The organism is Paracoccus haeundaensis (assembly GCF_006239215.1).
GTDB lineage: Bacteria > Pseudomonadota > Alphaproteobacteria > Rhodobacterales > Rhodobacteraceae > Paracoccus > Paracoccus marcusii.
The window spans coordinates 98159-114689 of record NZ_VDDC01000009.1; the positions used below are offsets into that span (position 1 = coordinate 98159).

14 protein-coding genes are annotated in these 16531 nt (G+C 69.0%); 9 read left to right on the top strand and 5 right to left on the bottom strand.

Features of this window, described 5'->3' with window-relative positions; translation table 11 throughout:
- Positions 1–3 precede the first annotated feature (3 nt).
- Positions 4–1785, top strand: coding sequence for a gamma-glutamyltransferase family protein (locus FHD67_RS05410; RefSeq protein ID WP_045999733.1), 1782 nt, complete (start codon positions 4–6; stop codon positions 1783–1785).
- Position 1786: 1 nt separating this feature from the next.
- Complete coding sequence (locus tag FHD67_RS05415) at positions 1787–3589, top strand: ABC transporter ATP-binding protein (RefSeq protein WP_218062275.1); 1803 nt, start codon at positions 1787–1789, stop codon at positions 3587–3589.
- Here FHD67_RS05415 and FHD67_RS05420 read toward each other — a convergent pair.
- Both FHD67_RS05420 and FHD67_RS05425 read right to left on the bottom strand, forming a co-directional pair.
- On the bottom strand, positions 3586–4152 hold the full coding sequence (locus FHD67_RS05420) for a pyridoxamine 5'-phosphate oxidase family protein (RefSeq protein ID WP_139598086.1): 567 nt from the start codon (positions 4150–4152) through the stop codon (positions 3586–3588). The two genes, FHD67_RS05415 and FHD67_RS05420, sit on opposite strands and share 4 nt — an antisense overlap.
- On the bottom strand, positions 4149–5108 hold the full coding sequence (locus FHD67_RS05425) for an acetamidase/formamidase family protein (protein WP_139598087.1): 960 nt from the start codon (positions 5106–5108) through the stop codon (positions 4149–4151). The genes FHD67_RS05420 and FHD67_RS05425 overlap by 4 nt, the downstream gene beginning before the upstream one ends.
- A 132-nt stretch (positions 5109–5240) precedes the next feature.
- On the opposite strand from FHD67_RS05425, the gene FHD67_RS05430 reads away from it, so the two are divergent.
- The gene (locus FHD67_RS05430) at positions 5241–7055 is read left to right on the top strand and encodes a methyl-accepting chemotaxis protein (RefSeq protein ID WP_176695064.1); all 1815 of its coding nucleotides are present in this window, start codon (positions 5241–5243) and stop codon (positions 7053–7055) included.
- Positions 7056–7144: 89 nt separating this feature from the next.
- Positions 7145–8434, top strand: a complete 1290-nt coding sequence (locus FHD67_RS05435) for a PQQ-dependent sugar dehydrogenase (RefSeq protein WP_139598133.1) — start codon at positions 7145–7147, stop codon at positions 8432–8434.
- An 87-nt stretch (positions 8435–8521) separates the two neighbouring features.
- On the opposite strand, the gene FHD67_RS05440 is transcribed toward FHD67_RS05435, so the two are convergent.
- Entirely contained in the window at positions 8522–9913 is a 1392-nt protein-coding gene (locus FHD67_RS05440) for a ferredoxin reductase family protein (protein WP_052715147.1), read from the bottom strand.
- A gap of 121 nt (positions 9914–10034) precedes the next feature.
- Between FHD67_RS05440 and FHD67_RS05445 the strand changes: the two genes are divergently transcribed.
- Positions 10035–10763 (top strand): cytochrome c oxidase assembly protein, encoded by a 729-nt coding sequence (locus FHD67_RS05445; protein WP_139598089.1) that lies wholly within the window; start codon positions 10035–10037, stop codon positions 10761–10763.
- Positions 10760–11272 carry a CopD family protein gene (locus FHD67_RS05450; protein WP_218062276.1) on the top strand — a complete coding sequence of 171 codons (513 nt, stop codon included), beginning with the start codon at positions 10760–10762 and terminating at the stop codon, positions 11270–11272. The genes FHD67_RS05445 and FHD67_RS05450 overlap by 4 nt, the downstream gene beginning before the upstream one ends.
- Positions 11273–11280: 8 nt before the next feature.
- Here FHD67_RS05450 and FHD67_RS05455 read toward each other — a convergent pair whose 3' ends face one another.
- Entirely contained in the window at positions 11281–11805 is a 525-nt protein-coding gene (locus FHD67_RS05455; protein ID WP_045983237.1) for a DUF2231 domain-containing protein, read from the bottom strand.
- 51 nt (positions 11806–11856) lie between these two features.
- Between FHD67_RS05455 and coxB the strand changes: the two genes are divergently transcribed.
- From coxB to FHD67_RS05470, 3 genes are read left to right on the top strand one after another with little or no spacing between them, the layout of a single operon-like run.
- Positions 11857–12513 (top strand): cytochrome c oxidase subunit II, encoded by a 657-nt coding sequence (gene coxB, locus FHD67_RS05460; RefSeq protein ID WP_232303274.1) that lies wholly within the window; start codon positions 11857–11859, stop codon positions 12511–12513.
- Positions 12510–15074, top strand: coding sequence for a cytochrome c oxidase subunit I (locus FHD67_RS05465; RefSeq protein ID WP_246071238.1), 2565 nt, complete (start codon positions 12510–12512; stop codon positions 15072–15074). Before coxB ends, FHD67_RS05465 begins: the two co-directional genes overlap by 4 nt.
- Positions 15071–15379 (top strand): hypothetical protein, encoded by a 309-nt coding sequence (locus tag FHD67_RS05470; RefSeq protein ID WP_139598091.1) that lies wholly within the window; start codon positions 15071–15073, stop codon positions 15377–15379. The genes FHD67_RS05465 and FHD67_RS05470 overlap by 4 nt, the downstream gene beginning before the upstream one ends.
- Here the strand turns inward: FHD67_RS05470 and FHD67_RS05475 are convergent.
- Positions 15376–16500: a zinc-binding dehydrogenase gene (locus FHD67_RS05475; protein ID WP_139598092.1), complete on the bottom strand. Its 1125-nt coding sequence runs from the start codon at positions 16498–16500 to the stop codon at positions 15376–15378. The two genes, FHD67_RS05470 and FHD67_RS05475, sit on opposite strands and share 4 nt — an antisense overlap.
- Positions 16501–16531: the final 31 nt, after the last annotated feature.

Here is a 16531-nt window from a genome sequence, read left to right on the forward strand (position 1 = left end):
GTCATGACCCAATTCACCACCCGCCCCGAGATCACCGGCACCTTCGGCGTCGTCACCTCGACCCATTGGATCGCGACCGCCGTGGGCATGGCGATCCTGGAAAAGGGCGGCAATGCGTTCGACGCCGCCGTCGCGACGGGCTTTGTCCTCCAGATCGTCGAGCCGCATCTGAACGGCCCGGCGGGTGATCTGCCCGCGATCATCCATTCGGCCAAGACCGGCAAGACCCAGGTGATCTGCGCCCAGGGCCCCGCCCCGGCCGGTGCCACCATCGAGCATTACCGCGCCGAGGGGATCGACCTGATCCCCGGCAACGGGCTGCTGTCCACCGTCATCCCCGGGGCCTTCGACGGCTGGATGCTGATGCTGCAGGAGCATGGCACGATGAGCGTGGCCGAAGTTCTGGCCCCCGCCATCCACTATGCCCGTCACGGCCATCCGATGCTGCCCCGCGTGGCCGACAGCATCGCCGGTCTGGCCGATTTCTTCGCCGCCGAATGGCCCACGTCGCACGCGACCTGGCTGCCCGGCGGGCAGGCTCCGCAGGCGGGCGCGCTGTTCAAGAACGAAGCGCTGGCAGACACTTACAGCCGCATCGTCGAAGCCTCCGAGGGCGCCCCCACGCGCGAGGCGGGCGTGCAGGCCGCTCGCGACGCCTTCTATCGCGGCTTCGTGGCCGAGGCGATCGACCGTTTCTGCCGCACGACCGAGGTGATGGACGGCAGCGGCGCGAAACATCGCGGCGTGCTCAGCGCCGGCGACATGGCGGGCTATGCCGCCACGACGGAGGAGCCCACCTGGGCCGACTATCACGGCTGGTCCATCGCCAAGACCGGGCCCTGGGGTCAGGGGCCGGTACTGCTGCAGGGGCTGAAGATCCTGGAGGGCATCGACATCGCCGCGATGGACCCGAACGGCCCCGATTTCGTCCATACCGTCATCGAGACGATGAAGCTGTCCTATGCCGACCGCGAGGTCTATTACGGCGACCCCTCGATGCACGACGTGCCGATGGAGGCGCTGCTGTCGGACGCCTATGCCGCCGACCGCCGCGCCCTGATCGGGGACCGTGCGTCGCTGGATCTGCGCCCCGGCACCGTGCCGGGCTATGAGGATCAGCGCGCCCGCACCCTGTCCCTGCTGGACGGGCTGGGCAAGGGCGCGGTCTATGAGCCGACCATGGCGCATCTGTCAGAAAAGCGCGGCGATACCGTGCATATCGACGTGATCGACCGGTGGGGGAACATGGTCTCGACCACGCCGTCGGGCGGCTGGCTGCAATCCTCGCCGATCATCCCCGATCTGGGCTTCTGCCTGAACAGCCGGGCGCAGATGTTCTGGCTGCAGCCCGGCCTGCCCACGTCGCTGGCGCCGGGGCGGCGGCCGCGCACCACGCTGACGCCGTCGCTTGCGCTGCGCGACGGGGTGCCGCATCTGTCCTTCGGCACGCCCGGCGGCGATCAGCAGGACCAGTGGCAACTGGTCTTCTTCCTGCGCCATGTCCATTTCGAGCCGAACCTGCAGGCGGCCATCGACGCGCCGCTGTTCCATTCGACGCATTTCCCGGCCTCATTCCACCCGCGCACCGCGGCACCGGGCGGCATGCTGATTGAGGATCGCGTGGGCCAGGCCACCATCGACGAGCTGCGCCGTCGCGGTCATGACGTGACCGTCACCGGCCCCTGGGACATCGGCCGCCTGACCGCCGCCAGCCGCGATGCGCAGGGCCTTTTGCGCGCGGCCGCGACGCCGCGGCTGATGCAGGCCTATGCGGCGGGGCGGTAGGATGACGGATCCCATCCTCAGCCTGCGCGGCCTGTCCGTCTCCTTCCCCACCGACGACGGGATGAAGGAGGTCGTGCGCAACATCAGCTTCGACGTGGCCCCCGGAGAGACCGTGGCCATCGTCGGCGAAAGCGGATCGGGCAAGAGCGTCACATCGCTGGCGATCATGGGCCTTCTGGACAAGCGCGCCCGCGTCACGGGACAGGTCCTCCTGGGCGGGCGCGACCTGACACGCCTGTCCGAGCCGGAGATGCGCCGGGTCCGCGGCAACGACATCGCGATGATCTTTCAGGAACCGATGTCCTCGCTGAACCCGGTCTTTCCGGTGGGAGACCAGATCGCGGAACTGCTGATCCGCCATGGCCAAGTGCCCCGCGACCAGGTCGGGGCCGAGGTGCTGCGCCTGATGGACCGCGTGCGCATCCCCAATGCGGCGGCGCGCATCAGGGACTATCCGCATCAGTTTTCCGGCGGCATGCGCCAGCGGGTGATGATCGCGATGGCCCTGGCCGCGCGCCCGCGCCTGCTGATCGCCGATGAGCCGACGACGGCGCTGGACGTGACCATCCAGGGCCAGATCCTGGACCTGATCAAGGAGATCCAGGAGGAGCAGGGCATGGCCGTCCTGTTCATCACCCATGACATGGGCGTGGTCGCCGAGATCGCCGACCGCACCGTGGTCATGTTCCGCGGCGATCACGTCGAGACCGGCACCACCGCGGGCCTGTTCCAGGATGCGGGCCACCCCTATACCCGCGCGCTGCTGGCTGCGGTGCCGCGGCTTGGGCAGATGGCGGGCCAGCGCTGGCCGCTGCGCTTTCCCAAGGTCGACATGGCCAGCGGCGCGATCGCGGCGCAGCCCGCGGTGGTCGACACCGTGGACCGCAGCGCGACCCCGGTCCTGTCGGTCAGGAACCTGGTGACGCGCTTTGCCGCGGGGTCGGACCTTCTGGGCCGCCCGACGGGCAAGGTCCACGCGGTCGAGGATCTGAGCTTTGATCTGTGGCAGGGAGAGACGCTGTCGCTGGTCGGCGAATCCGGCTGCGGAAAATCGACGACGGGGCGGTCGATCCTGCGGCTGGTCCAGCCGGAATCAGGTCAGGTGACGCTGGACGGGTTCGATGTGCTGAAGGCCGGCCCGGCCGATCTGCGCCGGATGCGTCGGTCGGGGCAGATGATCTTTCAGGATCCGTTCTCCAGCCTGAACCCGCGCATGACGGTGGGCCAGACCGTGGCAGAGCCGATCCTGGCGCACAAGCTGGCCAGCCGGGCTGAGGCGCGCGAGCGTGCCGCCGAACTGCTGGCCCAGGTCGGGCTGGACGGGTCGATGCTGGACCGCTATCCGCATGAATTCAGCGGCGGGCAGCGCCAGCGCGTGGCGATTGCGCGCGTGCTGGGCCTGAACCCCAAGGTGATCGTGGCCGATGAGAGCGTGTCCGCGCTGGACGTGTCGATCAAGGCGCAGGTCTGCAACCTGCTGATGGACCTGCAGGAGCGTCTGAGCATCGCCTATCTGTTCATCAGCCACGACATGGCGGTAGTCGAACGCGTCAGCCACCGCGTCGCGGTGATGTATCTGGGAGAGATCGTCGAGATCGGTCCGCGCGAGGCGATCTTTGCCGACCCGCAGCATCCCTACACGAAGAAGCTGATCGCGGCCGTGCCGGTCCCGGACCCCGCGCGCCGGGGCCTGCGCCGCGCCATGCAGGTCGATGAGCTGAAAAGCCCCGTCCGCCCGATGGGGTTCGAACCGCCCAAGCGCGACTGGCGTCAGGTGGCAGATCGCCATTTCGTGATGGTCTAGGGCGCCAGCCACTGTCCGCGCCAGCCTGTCTCGCGCGTGTATCGCGCGCGGCGGTGCTGCGGGCCCAGATGCACCGCGTCGATGGCCAGCACCGTCAGGCGCAGCACCGCGAAACAGGCGACGTCCGGGCGTTTCGCATAGGCCAGCGCATCGTCGATGGGCGTGCCGGGCGGCGGCTGAGAGCCATAGCTCTGTCGCGACGGGTCGGGCACGCGCGCCCAGTCCTGCGCGACCGCCGCGCCCGTCAGGATCATGGCCCGGGCTTCGATCCGCGTCTGCAGATGCGTGCCCGCGTCCCAGACATGCAGTGCCGCCATCGGGTTGACGCGCAGATCGCCCACCTTCGCGGATAGAAGGTCGGTGTGAACCTCCAGCACGGCTTCGTCGGGGTCGGCCCCGCGCAGCACGACCGTGCGCGCCTGCGGCATGCCGCCCGGCGTGACGGTGGCCAGCACCGGGTGGCGGGCGGGCGCATGGCGGTCGGCCACGCCGCGTTGCAACCGCAGCCAGACTTGGTCGTACAGGCTGTCCAGCCCCGCGGCCCAGGGATGCAGGTCGGTCATTCGAAGACCGAGCGCGGGAAATAGAACGACACGACCCAGTTCGGCATGTCGACGATCTCCGAGATCCGCAGATCGCCGCAGGTGGACACCAGCATGTAGGCCTCGACCGCGGGCATGCCGTGGCGCGCGCACAGCAGATCGACCATCTGTTCGACCGCCTGCCGCGCGCCGGTCATCAGGTCGGGGCCGATGCCGGTCGTGACCTCGTACCCCTTGGCGTCCAGGTGCGGCGTGACCGGGCCGGGCGTGGTGAACCGCGGCATCGCCAGGTTCGCGTCCTTGACCAAGTCGAGCGTCAGCGTGACGTCCATCGGGCTTTCGATGGCGGTGCCGCAGACCTCTCCGTCGCCCTGCGCGGCATGGGTGTCGCCCACCGAGAACAGCGCGCCCGCCACCTCGACCGGCAGATACAGCTCGGCCCCGCGCGACAGGTCGCGGATGTCCAGATTGCCGCCCGTGCGCCGCGGCGGGACGATGGAATGGGTACCCGGCTCTGCCAGGGCCACGCCGATGGTCCCGGCAAAGGGCTTCAGCCCGACCCGGCCGTGACTGCCCCACAGCGCCGGCGCCAGCGTCGCCGCATCATAGCGCCACAGCGTCAGGGCGGGGTCGGGGAACTGGTCTGCCAGCAGACCGAACCCCGGGATGTTCGCGGTCCAGCCCCAGCCTTGCCCGTCCTGCGCCTGCGGGGCGAAATCGACCAGCGTGATCTTCAGCGCGTCGCCGGGTTCGGCCCCGTCGACATGGATCGGCCCGTTGACCGGGTTGATGCGCCCGAAATCCAGCGTGGCGATGTCGTCCGCGGTGCTGGACAGGTTCAGCTGCCCGCCCGACGCCTCCATGCAGGCAAAGCGGATCGTCGATCCCGGCGCCACAGTCTGGACCGGGGCGATCGCGTTGTCCCAGCCCAGGTGATGCTGCGCCGCATGGATGGTATAATTGCACTGTCTGCACATCGTCTGGTCCCCCGTGTCGGTCTGCCGCCACTGTCGGCGCAATTCGCACGACGTGCAATTCCCTGCCGGCGTCAACGATCCGTTCATGTGTCGCCGCTATGTCTTGTCGGATCACACCGGGAAGGCCACTGCATGACCTTTGGAATCTCACGTAAACTGACCCTGCTGACCGGGGTTGCGGTCGCGCTCAGCATCCTTGCGATGTCGCTGCAGCTGTCCTCGCTGCACCACCTTCTGTGGAAGGACCGCAAGGAGCTGATTGCGACCCAGGTCGAAAGCACGGTCAGCATACTGACCCATTTCGCAGCCCAGGCCCAGTCTGGCGCGATGACCCTGGACGAGGCCCAGCACCGCGCCAAGGAGGCCGCCCGCGCCATCCGCTATGGCGACGACGACTATGTCTTCATCTACGACCCCCAGGGTCTGCGGGTCATGCACCCCGATACCGAACGCGAGGGCACGAATGCCTGGGAAGCCACCGATGCCAACGGCAAGCTGCACATCCGCGAGATGATCGTGACCGCGCGCGAGGGGGGCGGCTTTACCGAGTATTTCGTCGCGCGCCTGTCGGGGGGCGATCCGCTGCCCAAGTTGTCCTATTCCACGCTATTCGCGCCTTGGGGCTGGACGGTCGGCGCGGGCCTTTACGTGGACGACATAACCGCCGACTTCATGGCCGAGATGCGGCGCAGCGGGCTGTGGTCGGGACTGCTGCTTCTGGCGCTGATCGCCTGCGCCATCCCGCTGTCGCGCAGCATCAGCAAGCCCATCAAGGCGCTGACCGCGATGATGGGGCGCCTGGCCCAGGGCCAGACCGACGACACCGTCCCCGGCGCCGCCCGCAGGGACGAGATCGGCGCCATGGCCCGCGCGGTCGAGACGTTCCGCGCCGCCACCATCGACCGCGACCGCCTGGCGCGCGACGCAGATGCCGTGAACGCGCGGCAGGCCGAGATGGTCGAACAGACCAACCTGCGCGCCGCCCAGCTGCAGCATTTCGTGGGGGCGATCAGCACCGGCTTCGACCGGCTCAGCCGGGGCGATCTGACGGTGCGCATCACCGACCCGGTCGCGCACGAGTTCGATGCGGTCAAGGATCAGTTCAACACCTCGCTCGGTCAGCTGGACGAGGCCCTGGGGCTGGTGGTCGACGGCGTGGCCGTCATCCGCGGCGGCCTGGCCGAGATCAGCGCCGCCGCCCATGACCTGGCGCACCGCACCGAACAGCAGGCCGCCAACCTGGAGGAGACCGTGGCCGCCCTGAACGAGGTTTCGCGCGGCGTCGATCAGGCCGCCGAGGGCGTGTCCACCGCCCAGACCAGCGCCGAAACCGCGCAGCGCAATGCCCAAGGCGGCGGAGAGATCGTCCAGAAGGCCGTGGGTGCCGTGGGCGAGATCGAGGAATCGACCCGCCAGATCGGCACCATCATCACCGTCATCGACGAGATCGCGTTCCAGACCAACCTGCTGGCGTTGAACGCGGGCATCGAGGCCGCGCGCGCCGGAGAGGCCGGGCGCGGTTTTGCCGTCGTCGCCCACGAGGTCCGCGCCCTGGCCCACAAGACCGCCGAGGCCGCGCATCAGATCAAGGACCTGATCGGCGCCTCGACCGTCCATGTCCGCGAGGGGGCGGGCCTGGTGCGCAGCTCGGGCGCATCGCTGGTCACGATCGTCGAAGAGGTGTCGGCGGTGCGCACGATCATCACCATGATCGCCTCCAGCGCGCGCGAACAGTCGCAAAGCCTGCGCGCGCTGTCGGCGGGGGCCGACCAGATGGACAAGGTCACCCAGCAGAACGCCGCCATGGTCGAGGAGACGACCGCCGCCGCCCGCGCGCTTGAGGAGCAGACCGATCAGCTGGCAAGCAAGGCGCGCCAGTTCCGCACCACGCCTCAGCAGGCCCTGCGTCCCGCAGCCGTCGAACCCCGGCGCGCCGCGGGCTGGTAGGGCATCGCCGTCGGGGTTGCGACGCCATCAGCGTTTGACGCCCCGGCAGGGGTCGCTAAGGTGCGGCTTCGACAGCAAGGGGGCGGATGATGGATTTTCTGGCACGGGCGACGGCGGTCGTGGGCGGCACGATGGTGGCAATCAGGCGGTTCGGCGCGCCCAAGGTTCAGGCGGTCGGAACTGCACCGACCATTCCCGACGCCAAGCGCCAGGGTATCATGACGCTGAAGATGCCGACCGCCAAGGGCTGGGCCCCGGGCCATGTCCCCGACACGGCGCCGGGTCTGGGGGTCAACGCCTTCGCCTCGGGGCTGGAGCATCCCCGCTGGATCGAGGTGCTGCCGAACGGCGATGTGCTGGTGGCCGAATCCAAGGAGCAGCCCAATCCGCCCAAGACGCTGATGGACCACGCGGCCCAGGCCACCATGCGCCGCGCCCGCGCCATTGGTACCAGCGCGAACCGCATCACGCTGTGGCGCGACACCGACGGCGACGGCGTGGCCGAGACACGCGAGGTTTTCCTGGAGCGGCAGAACCAGCCCTTCGGCATGGCACTGGTGGGCGACACCTTCTATGTCGGCAACACGGACGGGATCGTGGCCTTCCCTTATCAGGAGGGGCAGACGACGATCACCGCGGCGGGACGCAGGCTGGTCACGTTCAAGCCGAACGGCCACTGGACGCGCAGCCTGATCGTGTCGCCCGACGGTACCAGCCTCTATGCCGGCGTCGGATCGCTGAGCAACATCGGCGATCAGGGCATGGAAGCCGAGGAGGGCCGCGCCGCCATCTGGCGTCTGGACCTGGAGACCGAACAGGCCGGCATCTTCGCCTCGGGGCTGCGCAACGCGGTCGGCATGGCGTGGGAGCCGTCGACCGGCACCCTGTGGACGGTGGTCAACGAACGCGACGGCCTGGGCGACGAGACGCCGCCCGATTACCTGACATCCGTGCGCGAGGGCGGGTTCTATGGCTGGCCCTACTGCTATTGGGGCCAGACCGTCGACGACCGCGTGCCGCAGGATCCGGCGCTGGTCGCCCGCGCCATCACGCCGGACTATGCCCTGGGCGGGCATACCGCCTCCCTGGGTCTGTGCTGGATGCCCGCGGGCACCCTGCCCGGCTTTCCCGACGGAATGGTCATCGGCCAGCACGGGTCGTGGAACCGCTCGACCCTCAGCGGGTACCGGGTGGTCTTCGTGCCGTTCGAGGGCGGCAAGCCGTCGGGCCCGCCGCGCGACATCCTGTCAGGCTTCCTGTCGGATGACGAAAAGACCGCCTATGGCCGTCCCGTGGGCGTCGCCATCGGCGCTGACAGAAAGTCGCTTCTGGTGGCCGACGACGTGGGCGACATCATCTGGCGCGTCACCGCCGCCTGATGTCAGGCTGGCCATGACGATGGCGCAAGCCACCGTCACGGCGATCAGCAGGATGGCCAAGGCCAAGGCAAGACGCGGGCGCATCGGTCACACCATCTCGAAGATTTCGGCGTGGATCGCGGACAGGGGCGTGCCTCTGCCCGCCAGCCCCGCACGAATTGCCGCAAGCATCGGCGCAGGCCCGCACATCATGTGCGGCCAGTGACGCGTCCGGTCGGGCAGCACCTGGTCCAGCATCGCGGCGTCGATCCGCCCCTTGACCGCCACGTGGCCGCCCGTGTCCCAGGGTTCGGGCGGCTCCTCGATCACATGGGTCACGCGCAGGTCGATGTCCTGGGCGATGCGGGCCAGCTGATCTCGGAACGGCACGTCGTCCCAGTCCTTGTTCGCATAAAGCAGGTGGATGGTGCGCGGATCGCGGCGGGCCTGCAGCGCGTGAAGGTTGGCCAGGATGGGCGTGATGCCCACGCCGCCCGCGATCATCACGAACCCTTGGGCATGGGCCTCGCGGTCGATGGTGAAGACGCCATAGGGCCCGTCGATCCAGGCCACGCTGCCCACCGGCGTCCGCGACAGGCGGCGGCTGTCGTCCCCCAGGGGCTTGATGGAAAAGCTGATGTCCGGCCCCTTGTCGGGCGCGGTCGAGATCGAGAACGGATGTTCGCGCAGCGAATAGGGCGTGCCGCCCACGGCCAGCCATGCGAACTGTCCCGGCCGCCAGTTGCGCAGCGCACGCCCCTCGGGGCGCAGGATCAGGGTGCGTATGCCGTCGCCCTCGTCGCGGTTCTCGATCACGCGCCACGGGTTGCGCGACTGTCGCCAGGGGCGCAGCAGGCGGGTGTAGGCGATCAGCCCGACCCAAGCCAGCGTGATCGCCAGCCACAGCCCCTGCGTCCCGTCGGCCCCGGTGAAATGCCCCGCCCCCAGCACATGCCAGATCGCCGCCGCAAAGCCGGTCAGCGCCAGGCCGACATGCAGGTACCGCCACCACAGATAGTCCAGCCGCAGTCGCTTGCGGAATTCCGACGTGATCACCATCGCCCCGAAGCAGACCAGCGCAACCCGACCCGCCGTCATGTAGGGATCGGCCTTCAGCGGGTTCAGGACACCCATGTCGTCCTTGTGCCAGATGTACATCATCGCGAAATGCCCCAGCATCAGCGCCACCGCCCCCCAGCTGAGGAACCGGTGAAAGACCGGGATGATGTCGGCACCGAACGGACGCAGCAACGGCTTCAGCCGTCCGGTCAACGCGAATTGCAGCCCGACCAGCGCCAGCGCCCCGAAGCCAAGCCCAAAGGCCATCGTCTGCGTGAAGGCCGCATCCCGTGGTGGATCGCCGGCCAGGATCACCGCAAAGGGCAGGATCAGGGCCGCCAGCGCCAGCATGATCCAGACTGCGGCCTGCAACCGCACGGCCCCTGTGCGGTCGCCGGGGCGGATATGCGCGTCGGGATTCTGGCTTGGGGCGACGGTCATGGGGGGCCAACGCCACCGCTTGCACGCAGTTCCGAATGCTTGCATGGAACCCGGGGCGCAGGCCATTGTTGGGGAACGACATTGCGCGCGCCCGCCCGCGATCCGCAACCAAGGAGAGACGATGACACAGGCGCTGATGCCCTATTGCGGCCCGGCACCGGCGCCGGACCAGCTGTGGTCCAGCTGGAACCTCGATCCTTGGGTGCTGATCGGCATCGCGGCGCTGGCGCTGGTCCTGGCGCGCAAGGCGGTGCCCGACCGTCGCGGCCCCGCGGCCCTGGCGGTGGGGGCGCTGGTCGTGGCGTTCGTGTCGCCCCTTTGTGCGCTGACTGTGGCGCTGTTCTCGGCGCGGGCGGCGCATCATCTGGTGCTGATCACGCTGGCCGCGCCGGCGCTGGCCGCGGCGCTGCCGCTGCTGCCGCGACTGCCGGCCGGGCTGTCGCTGGCCGTGGTCAGCGCGGCGATGATCGCGTGGCACCTGCCCGGGGTCTATGACGCCATCTGGGCTTCGGACACGCTGTATTGGGTGATGCAGGCGGCAATGCTGCTTCCGGCCTGGGCGTTCTGGTCGGCGGTCCTGGCCCCCGGTTTCGGAGCCGAGGAGGCGATGCGCCGCGCCGTGCTGATCGGCGGGCTGGCCGGCATCATGGGCTTTCTGGGCGCGATCCTGACCTTTGCCCCCGACATCCTGTATTTCCCGCATGTGGGCGGCGCGATGGCCTGGGGCATGTCGCCCCTGGCGGACCAGCAGTTGGCAGGCCTGATCATGTGGGTGCCGGGCTTTGTCCCCGTGGCGGCTATCGCGGGTCGCATGGTCTGGCATGCCTGGCGGCGGGGGTTCGCCGCATGATGGTCGCGGGGCTGAAGTACCTGCACCTGGCGGCCATGCTGTGTTGGTGCGCATCGCTGGTGGCGCTGCCGCTGCTTTTGCATTTCTATGGCCAGATCTGGCGCGGCAAGGCCGACAGCAGCCAGACCCAGGCCCGCTATGCCGAATTCCGGCTGATCACGCATTTCGGCTATGTCGGCTTTGCGACGCCGGCGGCGGTCATCGCCATCGCGGCCGGGACCGGCCTGATCTTTGCCGATCAGGTGTTCGACCTGTGGTTCGTGGCCAAGCTGACGCTGGTCGCGGGCATGGCGCTGGTCCATGCCTGGATCGGTCACCTGATCCTGACATCTGGGGAACATCGCGGGCTGCAGAACATGCCGTCGGCCCTGTGGGCGCTGGTTTTGGGGCTGCCCCTGATGATGGGCGTGCTGTGGCTGGTGCTGGCCAAGCCGGACCTGGCCTGGGTCGCGGACTGGATGCCCGATTTCATGCTGGCCCCCCGCGGTCAGTCGGTTGGCCAGCCATGACGGCCCGCCTAGCCGCCCGCCCCGTCGCTTTTCGTGCCGATCTGATAATCGAAGACCAGCTTGCCCCCATGCCAGCCGGTGATCCCGGTCATGGCCGCCGTCAGCGCCGACAGCAGGATGCCCCAGGGCAGCACCACGTCCTGCGGATCGGGCAGGCGGAACCCCCAGTTCAGTCCCAGCAGGGACAACAGCATCACCGCGAGGATGAAATGCGTCCAGCTTGCCGCCCGGATGCGGATGCCGGGCACCATCAGCAACTCGATCGTGCCGGTGATCCCGGCCAGGACCCCCAGGCCGAAGGCAGCCCCGGTCGCCCACAGCGCGACGCGCGGCCAGAATTCGTCGGCGGTCAGCCAGTACATCGCGTCGGCCCCGAAGGTGGAGAAGGCCAGCGCGATGGGAAAGGCCACCATCATCGCGTGCAGCGGATGGCCGGACAGGGCGATCTTGGTCTCGGTGTCGTTGAAGGCGACATGTTCCTCGATCGGGTCGGCAAGGCGGCGTCGCTGTTTCCAGGTGCGTCTCTGGCGCATGGGCACTCTCGTTGGGTCAGGGGCTTCTGGCACAAGGCATTGGCGGGGGCCGTGGTTCCGCTGCTGGCCGCATGCGGCGGCGGGCACAGCACGCTGAGCCCGGCGGGCCCCGCGGCGCGCGACATCGCGCTGTTGTGGTGGATCATGCTGGCGGGCTCGGCGCTGATCTGCGTCCTGGTCTTCGGGCTGCTGGTCCTGGCGGTGCGCAACAACGGCGCGCGGCGGTCGGAACGGACGTGGATCTGGGGCTGGGGCCTCGGGTTCTCGATGTCGGTGCTGGTCGTCCTCCTGGGGTTTTCGTTGTGGCTGGGAGAGGGGATGCTGGCGCGCGCCGACGACGTCCCCCGCGTCCAGGCCCATGCCGCGCAATGGGAATGGCGGTTCGACCAGCCCGGTCCCGACGGCGCCATCGTGCAGACCCGCGATACGCTGTATGTGCCGGCGGGACAGGATTTCGACGTGGTCATCACCGCCCAGGACGTCATCCACAGCTTCTGGGTGCCGCAACTGGGCGGCAAGATGGACGCCATCCCCGGCCACCAGAACATCCACCGCCTGCGCGCCGACCAGCCCGGCACCTACGAGGGCCTGTGCGCCGAATTCTGCGGCACCGGGCACAGCTTCATGCGTTTCACCGTCGTGGCCTATGACCCGAACGGCCCGATGCCCGACATGTCGGGCGCCCTGATCCCGGAGACCCGCCCATGACCGATCCGCAGCCGCAGGGCGGCCGGACCATCGCCCCGATGGACCCGATGTTCGACCCCGCCAGCGACGTGGCCCCCAACGCGCCACAGCGCGCGCTGGCCCTGCACCGTCAGCTGGACCGCACCTGGTCGGACGAGCCGGGATGGCGGGGGTTCTTCACCTCGGTCAACCACGGCACGATCGGCCTGCGTTTCATGGCGACGTCCTTCGTGTTCTTCGCCATCGGCGGCGTTCTGGCGATGCTGATCCGCGCACAGCTGGCGACCCGCGACGGCGCCTTCCTGGATGTCGAGTTGTACAACCAGATCTTCACGATGCACGGCAGCATCATGATGTTCCTGTTCGCCATCCCCATGCTGGAGGGGCTGGCCCTGTGGCTGCTGCCAAAGATCCTGGGCGCACGGGACATGGCGTTCCCCCGGCTGTCGGCCCTGGGCTACTGGTGCTATCTGTTCGGGGGCACGGTGATCGTGCTGTCGCTGGTGGCGGGCGTGGCCCCCGATGGCGGGTGGTTCATGTACGTGCCACTGGCCGACAGCACCCACACCCCGGGCATCAACGCCGATGTCTGGCTGTTGGGCGTGACCTTCGTCGAGATCAGCGCCATGGCCGCCGCGGTCGAGATCACCGTGACCATCCTGCGCTGCCGCGCCGCGCATATGCCGCTGACCCGGATGCCGCTGATGGGCTGGTACCTGCTGGGCACGGCTGTGATGATGCTGGTGGGCTTTCCGCCGCTGATCCTGGGGTCGATCCTGCTGGAGGTGCAGCGCGCCTTCGACTGGCCGTTCTTCGACATCGCGCGGGGTGGCGACCCGCTGCTGTGGCAGCACCTGTTCTGGCTGTTCGGCCACCCCGAGGTCTATATCATCTTCCTGCCCGCCGCGGGCGCGCTGTCCACGATCATCCCGATCATGTCGCGCACCACGATCCTGGGATACGGCGCGATCGTCGCCGCCATCGCGGGGCTGGTGTTCCTCTCTTTTGGCCTGTGGGTCCACCACATGTTCACGGTGGGCATTCCGCACATGGCGCTGGCCTTCTTCAGCGCGGCATCGGCTCTGGTGGCGGTCCCCACGGCAATCCAGGTCTTTGCCTGGATCGGCACGCTGTGGGACGGCAAGGTCAGCTTCCGCCTGCCCATGCTGTATGTCATGGGGTTCTTCTTGACCTTCGTGCTGGGCGGGCTGACCGGCGTGATGCTGGCCATGGTGCCGTTCAACTGGCAGGCGCATGACACCGCCTTCGTCACCGCGCACCTTCATTACGTGCTGGTCGGCGGCTTCGTCTTTCCGATGCTGGCCGCGGTCAGCTACTGGATGCCGCTGATCTGCGGGCGCTGGCGGGTGCGGGGCCTGGGGGAATCGGCGTTCTGGCTGATCCTCATCGGATTTCACGGTACGTTCTTCCTGATGCACCTGACCGGCCTTCTGGGCATGCCGCGCCGCGTCGCGGTCTATCCCAACAACCCGGAATGGGAATGGCTGAACCTGATCTCGTCGATCTTCGGCATGATCATGTCGGCGGGCTTTGCGCTGTTCGCCTTCGACGTGGTGATGCAGTGGCTGTTCGGGCGGCGCAGCTGGCGCAACCCCTGGGGCGCGCCCACGCTGGACTGGGCGATGCCCGTGCCCGCCCCGTCCTACAACTTCGCCTCGCTGCCCGGCCCGCGCCAGCCCGATTCCTCGGCCCTGCTGCCCCTGGCGCGGGGCGAGGGGTTGCTGCCCGGCGCGCCGCGTGACCTGCGAGAGACACTGGCCCTGGACGCCGGCAGCGGTCGGCCCGACCACGTCGCCGTCCTGGCCAAAAGCACCATGCTGCCGTTGTTCACCTCTGCCGCCATCGGCAGCTTCTTCGGGGCGGTGCTGGCCGGGCTCTACTGGCTGGCGCCCGTGGGCATCGTGCTGACCCTGATCGCGGCATGGAAATGGGGCGACATCATGGGATCGACGACCGATCACCCCGACGTTCGGGTGGCACCGGGCCTGACCCTGCCGCTGCATTGGCAGACCCGCAACACACTGGCCCGCACGGGAACGGTGGCGCTGCTTCTGGCGGACGGGACGCTGTACGCATCGCTGCTGTTCGGGGTGGGCTTTCTGTCGGTCGTGGCCCCCGCATGGCCGGCCCCGGCCAGCGGCCTGTCGACCCTGCCGATGGCGGTCATGGCGGCACTGGCCCTGGCGGCGATGGCGGTCGGCCTGATCGCCGCCCACCGGGCCGAGGCGCTGCGCGACCGGGCGGCGGGCACCACATGGGCCGGGATCGGACTGGCCGCCTGCCTGGTCGCGCTGGTGGCGTTGGCGGGGCTGGCCCTGGGGCTGGATGACCCGCGCCGGCACGCACGCGACGCGTTGCGCGCGGTGATCCTGGGCTTTGCGGTGTTCCACGGCGTCGTCACGGCGATGCTGGCCCTGCGCAGCCTGGCCGATGCCCGCGGTGGCCGCACCAGCTGGGCGCGCCGAGGCGCCGCCCCGATCTGGCAGCTGTTCCAGTCCTTCTGGCTGGGCACCTCGGCCGTGTCGCTGACCCTGGTCGCCGCGCAGGAGGTGCTGTCATGAACTGGCTGTGGCGCGCCCTGGCCGGGCCGATCCTGTGGGCAGCGATGTTCCTGCTGGTCTATGCGCTGCACGGCGCGGGCTGCAACCTGGGCTGGACCGACCGCCCCGCCCCCATCGCCGACTGGCACCACATGGCGATGTGGCTGGCATGGGGCACGGGGTTGATCCTGCACCTGGTGCTGATCCGGGTCATGCCCGCGGGCCGGGGGCGCCCGCGGCAGCTGATCACCATGGGGGCCTGGATCGGGTTCGTCTCGACCCTGGTGACGCTGTTCCCGGTGATCGCGACCTCGACCTGCGCCTAGGGGCGCGGGCCGGTGATCAGGTACTTGGCCCCCGTGGCCTTGCGGACATAGGCGCGGGCCGCATCCGGCGACAGCGCCTCGCGCAGGGTCAGGCGTTCGGAATAATGGCTGGCAAAGGTCGTGGTCATTTCCGCCGCGACCCGTTCGCGCATCCTCTGGGTGATCGCCGTGTCGGTGCGGCGCAGCATGTGGAACAGCAGCCAGCCGCCGATGCGCCAGCTGAACCCGAATCCGCGGCGCAGCACCGTCGGCCCCGTGTCCAGCGCGCCATAGACATAGACCTGCTTCATCACGTCCGACCCGTACCGGTCATAGCTGTCCATCTTGCGCGCGGCCACCGCCTCCATCGCGTTCAGGATGGTGCTTGTCATCTCTCCGCCGCCGATGGCATCGAAGGCCAGCGTCGCGCCGGTGACCTCGATCGCCTGTTCCAGATCGGCACGAAAGCTGTCGCTGCTGCTGTCGACGACATGGACCGCGCCCAGATCGCGCAGCAGCCGGACCTGGTCCTGGCTGCGCACGATGTTGACCAGCCCGATCCCGTCATCCTTGCAGATGCGCACCAGCATCTGGCCCAGGTTCGACGCGGCCGGGGCATGGACGATGGCGCTGTGCCCCTCGGCCCGCATCGTCTCGACAAAGCCGAGCGCGGTCAGCGGGTTCACGAACAGCGACGCGCCCTGTTCCGCGGTCGCGCCGTCGGGCAGCACGATGCAGGCCTCCAGCCCGATCAGGCGCAGGTCCGCATACATCGCCCCCCCGATCATCGCCACGCGCTTGCCCACCAGATGGGACAGGTCGGGGCCGGCGGCGATGACGGTGCCCGCGCCTTCGTTGCCCACGGGCAGCGACTGGCCGATGCGGGCCTTCATCGCGGGCATCGCGGCGGGGGGAACCGTGGCGGTCAGGACCGGGGCGTCGGGGGTGCCCCCTGCGGCGAGGCTGTCCATGTCGGCGGGCCCGAACAGCAGCCCCAGGTCCGACGGGTTGATCGGCGCCGCCTCGATCCGCACCAGCAGCTGGCCGGGACCGGGGTCGGGATGGGTGACGGGCTCCAGATGCACCCGCAGCGTTCCGTCGGGCGTGATCGTCGATCTCAGTTCCTGGCCGTGATGGGTCATGATGTCCTCGGCTGATGCGTTGGACCCCACG

Excerpts from the sequence above, each read along its gene's own strand:
- FHD67_RS05415 (WP_218062275.1), top strand. The coding sequence starts at position 1,787 with ATGACGGATCCCATCCTCAGCCTGCGCGGCCTGTCCGTCTCCTTCCCC.
- FHD67_RS05445 (WP_139598089.1), top strand. The coding sequence starts at position 10,035 with ATGACACAGGCGCTGATGCCCTATTGCGGCCCGGCACCGGCGCCGGAC.
- FHD67_RS05475 (WP_139598092.1), bottom strand. The coding sequence starts at position 16,500 with ATGACCCATCACGGCCAGGAACTGAGATCGACGATCACGCCCGACGGA.
- FHD67_RS05435 (WP_139598133.1), top strand. The coding sequence starts at position 7,145 with ATGGATTTTCTGGCACGGGCGACGGCGGTCGTGGGCGGCACGATGGTG.
- FHD67_RS05420 (WP_139598086.1), bottom strand. The coding sequence starts at position 4,152 with ATGACCGACCTGCATCCCTGGGCCGCGGGGCTGGACAGCCTGTACGAC.
- FHD67_RS05465 (WP_246071238.1), top strand. The coding sequence starts at position 12,510 with ATGACCGATCCGCAGCCGCAGGGCGGCCGGACCATCGCCCCGATGGAC.
- FHD67_RS05410 (WP_045999733.1), top strand. The coding sequence starts at position 4 with ATGACCCAATTCACCACCCGCCCCGAGATCACCGGCACCTTCGGCGTC.
- FHD67_RS05470 (WP_139598091.1), top strand. The coding sequence starts at position 15,071 with ATGAACTGGCTGTGGCGCGCCCTGGCCGGGCCGATCCTGTGGGCAGCG.
- FHD67_RS05450 (WP_218062276.1), top strand. The coding sequence starts at position 10,760 with ATGATGGTCGCGGGGCTGAAGTACCTGCACCTGGCGGCCATGCTGTGT.
- FHD67_RS05455 (WP_045983237.1), bottom strand. The coding sequence starts at position 11,805 with ATGCGCCAGAGACGCACCTGGAAACAGCGACGCCGCCTTGCCGACCCG.
- FHD67_RS05430 (WP_176695064.1), top strand. The coding sequence starts at position 5,241 with ATGACCTTTGGAATCTCACGTAAACTGACCCTGCTGACCGGGGTTGCG.
- FHD67_RS05440 (WP_052715147.1), bottom strand. The coding sequence starts at position 9,913 with ATGACCGTCGCCCCAAGCCAGAATCCCGACGCGCATATCCGCCCCGGC.
- FHD67_RS05425 (WP_139598087.1), bottom strand. The coding sequence starts at position 5,108 with ATGTGCAGACAGTGCAATTATACCATCCATGCGGCGCAGCATCACCTG.